At 71.3% G+C, this 10,194-nt stretch carries 8 protein-coding genes and 1 pseudogene; 1 reads left to right on the forward strand and 8 read right to left on the reverse strand.

All coding sequences use genetic code 11. The features are described from left to right. Positions 1-711, forward strand: a pseudogene (locus FMEAI12_RS00860) (RNA-guided endonuclease InsQ/TnpB family protein); the annotation flags it as partial. 31 nt (positions 712-742) lie between these two features. Here FMEAI12_RS00860 and FMEAI12_RS00865 read toward each other — a convergent pair. The 8 genes from FMEAI12_RS00865 to FMEAI12_RS00900 all read right to left on the reverse strand — a co-directional run bounded on the left by FMEAI12_RS00865 (position 743) and on the right by FMEAI12_RS00900 (position 10,045). Then, complete coding sequence (locus tag FMEAI12_RS00865) at positions 743-1,633, reverse strand: helix-turn-helix transcriptional regulator (RefSeq protein ID WP_112104641.1); 891 nt, start codon at positions 1,631-1,633, stop codon at positions 743-745. 98 nt (positions 1,634-1,731) lie between these two features. Beyond that, positions 1,732-2,316 (reverse strand): hypothetical protein, encoded by a 585-nt coding sequence (locus tag FMEAI12_RS00870; protein ID WP_112104634.1) that lies wholly within the window; start codon positions 2,314-2,316, stop codon positions 1,732-1,734. 199 nt (positions 2,317-2,515) lie between these two features. Continuing rightward, on the reverse strand, positions 2,516-4,309 hold the full coding sequence (locus FMEAI12_RS00875) for an ABC transporter ATP-binding protein (RefSeq protein ID WP_112104635.1): 1,794 nt from the start codon (positions 4,307-4,309) through the stop codon (positions 2,516-2,518). Beyond that, positions 4,306-5,310, reverse strand: coding sequence for an ABC transporter permease (locus FMEAI12_RS00880; RefSeq protein WP_112104636.1), 1,005 nt, complete (start codon positions 5,308-5,310; stop codon positions 4,306-4,308). The genes FMEAI12_RS00875 and FMEAI12_RS00880 overlap by 4 nt, the downstream gene beginning before the upstream one ends. After that, complete coding sequence (locus tag FMEAI12_RS00885) at positions 5,307-6,266, reverse strand: ABC transporter permease (protein WP_112104637.1); 960 nt, start codon at positions 6,264-6,266, stop codon at positions 5,307-5,309. The genes FMEAI12_RS00880 and FMEAI12_RS00885 overlap by 4 nt, the downstream gene beginning before the upstream one ends. Positions 6,267-6,276: 10 nt before the next feature. Further along, a complete protein-coding gene (locus tag FMEAI12_RS00890) occupies positions 6,277-7,947 on the reverse strand; it encodes an ABC transporter substrate-binding protein (protein ID WP_112104638.1) in 1,671 nt (556 codons plus the stop codon). Positions 7,948-8,066: 119 nt separating this feature from the next. After that, a complete protein-coding gene (locus FMEAI12_RS00895; protein ID WP_112104639.1) occupies positions 8,067-8,846 on the reverse strand; it encodes an acyl-CoA dehydrogenase family protein in 780 nt (259 codons plus the stop codon). Beyond that, the gene (locus FMEAI12_RS00900) at positions 8,843-10,045 is read right to left on the reverse strand and encodes an LLM class flavin-dependent oxidoreductase (protein ID WP_112104640.1); all 1,203 of its coding nucleotides are present in this window, start codon (positions 10,043-10,045) and stop codon (positions 8,843-8,845) included. The genes FMEAI12_RS00895 and FMEAI12_RS00900 overlap by 4 nt, the downstream gene beginning before the upstream one ends. Positions 10,046-10,194: the final 149 nt, after the last annotated feature.

The raw sequence follows: 10,194 nt of genomic DNA on the forward strand, positions 1-10,194 counted from the left end.
CTCGGCGCGGCCGTGTCCCGCACGGCTGGCCGCTGGTTCGTGTCGTTCACCGTGCAGGTCGAGCGGGAGATCCCCGACGGGCCGTCCGCCCGGCAGGCCACTGGTGGTGTGATCGGTGTCGACCTGGCGAAACAGCATGCCCACACCGCCAACCAGCGGCGCGACGGGCTACACAAGGTCACCACCAACCTCGCCCGGACCCACCACACGGTGGTCATCGAGGATCTGCACGTCGCCGGCATGGTGCGTAACCACAACCTGGCGAAGGCGGTCTCCGACGTCGGCATGGGCGAACTGCGCCGCCAGTTGGAGTACAAGTGCGGCCGGTGGGTTCGCGACCCGAAGACCAGGACGCAGGTGTACGTGCCCGGCTGGCATGGCGCGCACCTGCACGTCGCGGGCCGTTGGTAGACAAGCTCGAAGACCTGTTCCGGCTGTGGCTGGCGAAACCCAGGCCTGACACTGTCGGACCGCACCTTCTCCTGCCCGTCCTGCGGGCTGGTGATCGACCGCGACGAGAACGCGGCGGTCAACCTGGCTCGGCTCGTCGACCGCGAGTACATCGGCGACGTTAAAACAGCCCGTGGAGCCGACCGTAAGACCAACGCGCCAGCACCACCGGCGCGGCGGCGGGTGGCTGTGAAGCGGGAACCGGGCACGGCCAAGACCGGTCAGACCCGGGGTGCCTCACCGAAAGGTGAGGCGGCATGAGCGGCGCTATCCGGCGCTCTCGTGCAACGGTTCAGGCCTCGCCGGTGGCGTGGCCCGCCTCGGCGTGGCCGGCTTCGGTGTGGCCGGTCTCGTCGACGGTGGCCGCCCAGCTCGCGAGCAGCCGGAGCGAGTCGCTCGTCGGCGACCCGGGCTCGGCACTGTAGATGATCATGGTGAGTCCCGGGTCGCCGGGGAACTCCATGGCCTCGAAGGCCAGGTCCAGGTCGCCGACCACGGGATGGCACAACCGCTTCGCGCCGGTGCGGTGGAAACGCACGTCGTGCGCCGCCCACCGGGTGCGGAACGTCTCGCTGCGGGTCGAGAGCTCACCGATCAGGTCACTGAGGGCCCGGTCGTAGGGAGAGCGGCCGGCCTCGGCCCGCAGGATCGCCACGATGTCGTTGGCCGCGCGTTCCCAGTCGGTGAAGAACTCCCTCGCACGCGGGTTGAGGAAGGCGAACCGGGCGCTGTTCGCGGGGCGCACCGGATCGGCCAGCATCTCCGAGTAGAGCGGGTTGGCGGCGAGGAGATCCATCCGGCCGTTGCGCACCCAGGCCGGCGCCGCGGTGACGGCGTCCAGGATGCGCTGGATGCCCGGCCGGACCCGCTGGGGGCTGCGGCGGCGGGCGCCCGGCGCGGCGTTCGCGGCCCGCGCCAGGTCGAACAGGTGCGCCCGCTCGGCCTCGTCGAGCTGCAGGGCGCGGGCGATCGCGTCCAGCACGCCGTCGGAGGCGCCGGGCAGGCTGCCGCGCTCCAGGCGGGTGTAGTAGTCCACGCTCACACCGGCGAGGAGGGCGACCTCCTCCCGGCGCAGGCCCGGCACGCGCCGGTGCCCGCCGTAGCTCGGCAGGCCCGCCTGCCCCGGCGTGAGCCTCGCCCGCCGCGAGGCCAGGAACTCGCGGATCTGCGCCCGGTTATCCACCCCGTCCACGGTAGGCGGGGCGCCGCGGGTCAGGGAGGCCCTGCCGGTACCCGGGTCGCCGGATCGGCTGGGACCGGCCGAGCGCGGTCACGGCCGCGTCAGGCGCACGCCACCCGGTCGCTGCGGCGGCTGTCGACGCCGCCGCCCTCCACCGCGAAGATGACCAGCACCGGCTCGGGGGTCCGGGTGCCGCCCGCGAGGATTTCCACGCTCTGGCTCCGCCCGGTGAAGGTGAGTTTCGTCCTCCCGTCGGAACCGCCCTCCTGGAAGAACTTGTAACCGGCGCCCGGCAGCGCCTGCCGGTAAAAGGCGAGGGTCGCGGCCGGGGTGACGCCGGCGAGGTTGAGGGTCGCGTCGGTCGGCTTGCTGTCGGACACGGTCACCGTCGCCCCCGGGGGGAACGGGAAATCCGCGGGAATGACGCCGGTACGCGGATCGGCGGAGGCCGACACGGTGGGTGCGGCGGCCGCGACCGTGACTGCCGGGGCCGGTGTCGCCGAACCCCCGGTCAGGTTGTCCGGGACGTCGGTCGCCCAGGTGTGCGGCACCTCGCTGGCACTGGACGCGCCTGCCGTGGCCGAGTCGTCGTCCGTGCCGCCCCCGCCGCACGCGGTGACCAGCAGTGCCAGCCCGACCCCGGCACAGGCCACCGCGCTCCGTGGGAGCAGCTTTCCGATCCGCATTGATCCCCGTTTCAAGACCATATGATCAGTACACGGTCTTGTCAGCTCGCCATCCGGCCCGCAATTCATCCGAGACGTCATCCCCGACGCCGCTCGTGAAAATACGCGTACTCCGGCCGAAGTGGCGCGCCAGAATGTCCGGATGGCAGCGGGAATCCTAGGATACGGGCTTGCGGGCCGGCAACCGAGCGCGCGTCGCTCAGGTCCGTGCGACCTCCCGCACATCGTCGTCCCGGGAGCCGGCCTGGCGGGTGGCGCCGCGCTGGCCGGGGACGGCGTCGATCAGCTCCCGGGTGTACTCGCTGCTCGGCGAGCCGAACACCGCGGCGACGGAGCCGGACTCGACCTGCCGGCCGCGGTTGAGTACCGACACCGTGTGCGAGATCCGCGCGACGACGGCCAGATCGTGCGAGACGAACAGGTAGCTGAGGCCGAGGCGCTCCTGCAGGTCGGTCAGCAGCTCGAGGATCTGTTCCTGCACGGAGACGTCGAGCGCCGAGACGGGCTCGTCGAGCAGCACCAGCTCGGGGGAGAGGGCGAGCGCGCGGGCGATGGCGACGCGCTGGCGCTGGCCGCCGGACAGCTCCGCCGGCAGCCGGTCGAGGTAGGAGCCGGGCAGCGCCACCTGGTCGAGCAGCTCCAGCGCGCGGGCCGTGCGGGTGCGCCGGTCGCCGATCCGGAACGACACCAGCGGCTCGGTGATGCTCTGCCCGACGGTGAAGCGCGGGTCGAGCGAGGCGTACGGGTTCTGGTGGACGAGCTGGACCTTGCGGCGCAGCAGCCGGGTCTGCTTCCAGCCCAGGCCGGTGATGTCGACGCCGTCGAGGCTGACCCGTCCGTCGGTCGCCTGCTCGAAGCCGAACGCGATGCGCAGCATCGTGGTCTTGCCGGAGCCGGACTCGCCGACGAGCGCGTGCGTGCGCCCGCGGGCCACCTCGACCGACACCCCGTCCAGGGCGAGGAACGAGCCGGCCTGCCGGCCCGGCAGCGGGTAGCGCTTGGAGACGTTCTCCAGCCGGATCACCGGGTCCGGGGTGGCCACCTGCTCGGGTGGAAGCTGGAAGCGGGGCACGATCTGGCCGCCGTGGGCCAGACCGGGCGCGGCCGCGATAAGTCGCCGGGTGTAGTCCTGCGCCGGGCTCACCAGGATGTCGCCCGGTGGGCCCTGCTCGACGATCTCCCCGTCCTGCAGGACGACCACGCGGTCACCGCGGTCGGCCGCGACGGCGAGGTCGTGCGTGATGATCAGCAGCGAGATCCCGGACTCGCGGACGAGCCCTTCGAGGTGGTCGAGGATCCTGCGCTGCACGGTCACGTCGAGGGCGCTGGTCGGCTCGTCGGCGATGATCAGGCGGGGCCGGCCGGCCAGGGCGATCCCGATGAGGACGCGCTGGCGCAGGCCACCGGACAGTTCGTGCGGGTACTGACGGGCGCGCAGCTGCGGGTTGTCGACGCCGGCCTGCGCGAGGAACTCGAGCACCTCGGCGTCGAGATCGTCGCCGGTCACCCCGCGCAGCCGGATCGCCTCGGCGACCTGCCCGCCGATGCGGCGGGTGGGGTTGAGCCCGACCATCGGGTCCTGCGGCACGAGCCCGACGACCCGGCCGCGCAGCTCACGCAGGACCTTCTCTCTGGCCCCGACGATCTCGACCGGCCGCCGGCCGCGCTCGTCGAGGTCCAGACGGTCATCGAGTGCCGGGCCGTCGGCATCCTCAGGGTCCGGGCCGGTGTGGAGGAGGACGCTGCCGGCGGTGACGCGGGCGTTGTCGGGCAGCAGGCCGATGATCGTGTTCGCGATCGTGGACTTGCCCGAGCCCGACTCGCCGACGAGGGCGACGATCTCCCCGGACCCGATCGACAGGTCCACGCCGCGCACGGCGGGCGCCGTCCGGCGGCGGCGGACGTAGCCGACGTGGAGATCCCGGATCGTCACCAGTGGGCTGACCAGCGGGCTTGTCGGCGGGCTCGTCAGTTGGCTCGTTCCGGCCGTCATCGCTCGAGCTCCTGGAGGGTCTTCGAGATGTGGTTGAGGCTCAGCACCGTCATGGCGACGAACAGCCCGGGGAGCAGCGAGACCCACGGAGCGGTGACGAGGTAGTTGCGGCCGGCGGAGATGAGGGTGCCCCACTCGGCGGTCGGCGGCGCCGCGCCGAAGCCCAGGAAGCTCAGCGACGCGATCGCGATGATCGCGACGCCCGTGTCCAGCACGGCGAGCACGGCGACCGGGCCCCACGAGTTCGGCAGCACGTGGCGCAGCAGCACCCGCAGCCAGGACGCCCCCCCGCCACGCGCCGCCTCGACGTAGGGCAGGGTCTTCACCCGCAGCACCTCGGCGCGGGTGGTCCGGGCGAATCCCGGCACGATGCCGACGCCGACGGCGACGGCGACCGGCACCGTGCCGAAACCCAGGGCCGTGACGATGGACAGCGCCATCAGCAGGCTCGGGATGGCCAGCAGCACGTCGACGCCCCGCATGAGCAGCGCGTCGACGAGACCACCGAAGAAGCCGGCGATCACGCCGAGCGCGAGTCCGGCCACGATCGCGATCCCGAGCGCGATCAGGGTGGCTTTGATCGTCAGTGCCGAGCCGTGCAGCATGCGGGACCACAGGTCGCGGCCGAGCTCGTCGGTGCCGAACAGGTGGCCGGCACCCGGGCCGACCAGCCGGTCGGCCGGCGCGGTCGCGTAGGGATCGTGCGAGGTGAACAGACCCGGCGCGAACGCCGTCACCACCACGAAGGCGATGAACAGCACCGCGATCACGAATCCCGGCCTGGAACCGAGGGTCCGCAGACTCGCGGCGAGGTTGGCTCGCCGTCCGCCGGGCTGGGACTCGTCGAGCAGCGCCTCGCCGGCGGCGCGGCCGGCTCCGGTGGTGACCGGATCCGTTCCGGTGGTGACCGGGCCGGCTCCGGTGCTGACCGGATCCGCTCCGGCGGTGGCCGGGCTGGCTCCGGCGGCCGGGCTGGCGATGTGGGCAGCCGAGACGGTCACGATGAGGCCACCTTCCGCCGGCCCTGCACGATGCGGGGGTCCAGCAACGGATAGAGCAGATCGACCACGAGGTTGACGAAGACGAAGACGGCGGCCGCCAGCGAGACGATCGCGAGGACCACCGGAACGTCCTGCGCCAGCACAGCTTCCTGGGCGAGCTTGCCGAGGCCGTTGCGGGAGAACACCGTCTCGACGACGATCGCGCTGGTGAGGGTCAGGCCGACCAGGACGCCGAGGATGGTCAGGGCGGGCAGCAGCGCGTTGCGGAAGCCGTGCCGCCACTGCACCGCCGCCCGGGAGAGGCCCTTCGCGCGCGCCGTCACGATGTAGGGCTGGCGGAGCGTGTCGTCGAAGCTGCGCATCAGCACCTGCGCGAGCATCGAGGCCGTCAGCAGCGAGATCGTGATGGACGGCATCACCAGCGACTTCCAGCCCTTCACCCCGGTGGCCGGCAGCCAGCCGAGGTTGAACGACAACAGCTGGATCAGCAGCAGCGCGATGAAGAACTGGGGGAACGAGGCCCCGAACGAGGGCAGCCGGGTCAGGAACAGCCGGGCCGGCCGCCACCGCATGTACGAGGCCAGGTAGGCCAGCGCCATCCCGGCCACGAGCGAGAGCGTGGCCGCGGTGATGCTCAGCGCGACCGTGGGGCCCAGCCGGTCGCCGATGAGGTCGGCGACCGGCTGCTGCTTGGAGATCGAGTCACCGAAGTCTCCGTGCAGGAAGCCCCACAGGTGGGAGAAGTACTGATTCAGGACCGGACGGTCCAGCCCGTACTGGGCCATCGCGGTGTTGAGCTGCTCAGGGGTGAGCTTGTCGGTCTCGATCCCCGCCGCTCCCAGTTGCAGGGCGACCGGATCGCTCGGCAGCAGGTAGAGGACCGCGAAGGTCACGGTGTAGGCCGCCCAGAGCACGACGAGCGCCTGGGCGAACCGACCGAGGATGTACCGAGTCATCAGGGTTCTCCTACTGCTGCTTCCACACGTCGTTGAGCTTCAGGAAGCTCTCCGACGTGAAGGCGAAGCCATGGACCTCGTTGCTGACGCCCGCGAACTGCACCCGCTCGAACTGCGGGAACGACACGCCCTCGTCGATGAGCAGGTTCTGCAGGTCGGCGTAGGCCTGCTTGCTCTGCTCCGCGTCGGTGGTCTGCGCCGCCCTGGCGAACAGCTCCTTGAGCTTCGCCTGGACCTCGGGGGTCGTCGCGTTGGTCGCGAGCGCCTTCGAGTTGGCGATCTCAGGGTTGAGGATGAACTGCAGCGCGCCCGGGTCGGCCCGGGTGAAGTAGGTCGCGGTCAGGTCGTAGTCGCCGTTCTTGAGCTTCGCGGGAAGCTCGGCCGTCGTCGTGGTGTCCAGCACGAGGTCGATGCCGACCTGCTTGAGCTGGTCCTGGATCAGCTCGGAGCCGACGTTGAACTGGGTGGTCGGGGTCGACAGCGTGAGCTTCTGGTCGCCCTTGTGGCGGTAGCCGTCGGGGCCGAGCTTCCAGCCGGCCTGGTCGAGGAGCTTGCCCGCGCCCTCGGGGTCGTGGCGAAGCTTGTCGGCCTGCGACACGAAGTACGGCGTCGTCGTGTCGAAGGCACCTTCCACGACCGGGTAGTCGGCGCCGAACACCGTCCTGGCGTAGCTCTCGAGGTCGAACGCCTTGTACAGCGCCTTGCGGACGTTGAGGTCCGCCAGCGGGCGTCCCGCGCTCACGTTGGCGTAGAACGTGGACGCCGGGCCCGGCAGCGGCCGGGACTCCACGACGTCACCCGACTTCTCGATCAGCTCGCGGTCCTCGACCGTGAACGGGTTACGCGGCCAGGCGATGTCGACCGCGCCGCTGAGCAGGTTGCCGGTGCGCACGCTGTCCTCGGCGACATAGCTGAACTCGACCGTGTCGAGGTGGGCCTCGCCGGTGTTCTCCGACAGCGCCGAGCCCCAGGCGTAGCCCGGCCGCCGCTTGAGGGTGGTGAGCTCGTTGGGCTTGTAGCCCTCCAGCGTGAACGCCCCGGAGGCGACGTAGTCGCCGAGGCAGCGCTCCTTGATGGTCTTCTTGTACGACGCCGGCGAGATGATCGCCAGGTTGGTCGTCGAGGTGGCCTGCAGGAACGAGGCGTTCGGCGTCGAGAAGAAGAGTTTGACGGTGCTCGGGTCGACGACCTCGCTGCGGTCGTAGCCGAGGATGTAGCTCGCACCGTAGGTCGCGCCGCCGGTCTCCTCCACGACGCTCTTGGCGCCGTCGAAGTTGGCCTTGACCGCCGCGGCGTCGAGCGGAGTGCCGTCGCTGAACGTGACGCCGTCGCGCAGGTGGAAGGTGTACTCCTTCCCGTCCGCGCTGATCTCCCACTTCTCGGCGAGCCAGGGCTTGATCTCACCGGTCTTGGGGTCCTGGTCGGTCAGCGAGTCGGCGACGTTGCGGATGACGGTGCGGTGCTCGATCCAGTAGGTCTGGAACGGGTCGAGGCAGTTGAAGGCCGGGTTGTCGGGGAAGAACGCGACCTTGAGGGTGCCGCCGGCAACGGGCGCTCCGGCGGTGTCGTTGGAGGCGCCGTCGTCACCGGACGAGCCGCACGCACTCAGGCCCAGTGCGGCCGTGACGGCCAGGGCCGTGGCGATGAGGCCAGGCCGGGGCGAGCGAAGGCGTCGTTTCATCGATTCGTTTCTTTTCTTTCTCGAGGGTTGGAATGGTTGTCGTCGGGAGTGCTGGCCTGAGGGACTGGTGCTGGTTCGAGGGACTGGTACTGGCCCGAGGACCGGTGCTGGCCGAGGGACTACTGGCCGAGCAGCCTGCGGCCGGCCGCGAGCAGGGCGGTGTCCTCCTGCGGTGGGTGGACCCGCACGCACAGGACGTCGCGGAGCAGGCGCTCGAACGGCTGGTACCGGGTGAGTGCCGGGTTGCCCGGCGCGGCGACCGCGGTGTTCACCGTGGCGATCGCCGAGCGGGCGATCTGGATCTTCAGCAGCGACAGCTGCGGCAGGTGACCGGTGTCGCCGGCCTCGGCGCGCAGGAGCGCGCCGAACAGGAGGGTCTCCGCCTGGGCGATCTGTGCGTCGATCTCGCCCGCGACGGTCTGGATGCGTTCGGTCGTCGCGATCGGGCGACCGAGGGCGGTGGGCACCCGCTCGAGAGCGAACCGCGTGAAGGCGCTGCGGACGGCGTTGGCGAGCGTCGGACCCTCGGCGCTGCGGCGCAGGAAGTCGGCGTAGTACGCCTCCGGCCAGTAGCCGGCGGCCGCCTGTGCCTGGTGGGTGCCGAGGTTGTTGGCGGCGAGCAGCTCGACGGACGCGTCGCCCTCGCCGAGGGCGACGAGAATGCGGGCGGTGTCCACGAGCCCGAGGCCGGGTCCGCCGTACTGCGTGCCCACGGTCGCGGTCAGCAGCCCGGCGCGATGCGCGGCCTCCAGGCCCCTGACCGGGATCTCGCCTGTCCGGTCGTAGGCGGGCGCGACCGCGGCGATCTCGTCCGTGACGGCCGCCAGCGCCTCCGGGGACAGGTCGGGGCGGACCAGCTCGGGACGGACCAGCTCGGGCGTGTGCACCGCCGTCGTCATCGCAGGCCGGCCAGTGCGGCGGGGTCGAAACCGGGGGTGAGGGCGCCGGGGTGGGCGTCCTGCAGAGTGCCACGCTGCCCGGTGGCGGCGCGGTGCGCCAGCTCCTGGAGGACGAGGGGCAGGATGTGCTGGCCGTAGTCGACGGCGTCGGCGAGGGTGTCGTAGCCACGGATCGAGACCAGGCTGGCGCCCTGGTCGACGTAGTCGAGGATGGCGGCCGCGACCGTCTCCGGGCTCCCGACGAGGGCGGTGGAGGCGCCGGCCGCGTTGGTCGCGGCCGCGGTGCGGGTCCACAGCGCGCGGTCGTAGATCTCGGCCCGCTGGGCGAAGTCCAGGGCGCGCTGCGAGCCGACGTTCTGCGGGGCGCCGGTGAGGAAGCGTGCGGGAGGGCCGCCCGCGCTGTACGTCTTCTCGAGCTTCGTGACGTAGTCGAAGGCCTTGCGCCAGGCGAGGTCGTCCGTCTTGGCGATGATCGGCCGGAAGGTCACCCAGATGCGCGGCCGGTCGGTGCGCCCGGCCGCGGCGGCGATCCCGTTGACCCGGTCGATCTCCGCACGCAGGTCCGCCAGCGGCTCGCCCCAGAAGCTGAAGATGTCCGCCTTGGCGCCGCCGACCTGGAAGGCGGCGTCGGACTGGCCGCCGATCGAGATCGGGATCGTGTCGCCGTACGGCCGGAAGCCGGGGCCGAAGTCGTCGAACTTGAAGAACTCGCCCTCGTGGCTGAACGGGCCGGTCTCCGACCAGGACCTGCGGAGCAGGTCGATGTACTCCGAGGTACGCGCGTAGCGGCGGTCCTTCGGCAGGTAGTCGCCGTGGCGGGCCTGCTCGGCGTCGTTGCCGCCGGAGATGAGGTGGACGACGGCGCGGCCCTCGGTGAGCTGGTCGAGGGTCGCGAGCTTCTGCGCCCCCACCTGCGGGATCGTGGTGTTCGGCCGCAGCGCGACGATCGGGCGGAGGCGTTCGGTGAGCTGGCCGACGGCCGAGGCGATAACGAACGAGTCGGCGCTGTTGGAGCCGTAGGGGAGCAGGGTGTAGTCGTAGCCCGACTCCTCGAGCGAGCGGACGTACTTGCGGAAGTACGGCAGGTCGATGCCCCGGCTCGGCACGGGATTCAGCTCGGTCGACGGGTTGAGATGCGACAGGCTGATGAACTCGACCTGCGGGGACGCGGTCGCGGGGATGGCCGTCGGACTGGTCATGCCGGGGTCCTTTCGATGTTGCTTTACGTGCTCGGGCGGTTCTGGGCGCGACGGAGCTGGCGCGCGCACCCGAACCGCTCGGTGCGGTGCGGTGCGGGACGGAGCGGGCCCGGTCCGGGTCAGGCCGGGCCGGCGGCGGGCATCGGGGG

This window comes from Parafrankia sp. Ea1.12, from assembly GCF_900465275.1.
Lineage (GTDB): Bacteria > Actinomycetota > Actinomycetes > Frankiales > Frankiaceae > Parafrankia > Parafrankia soli.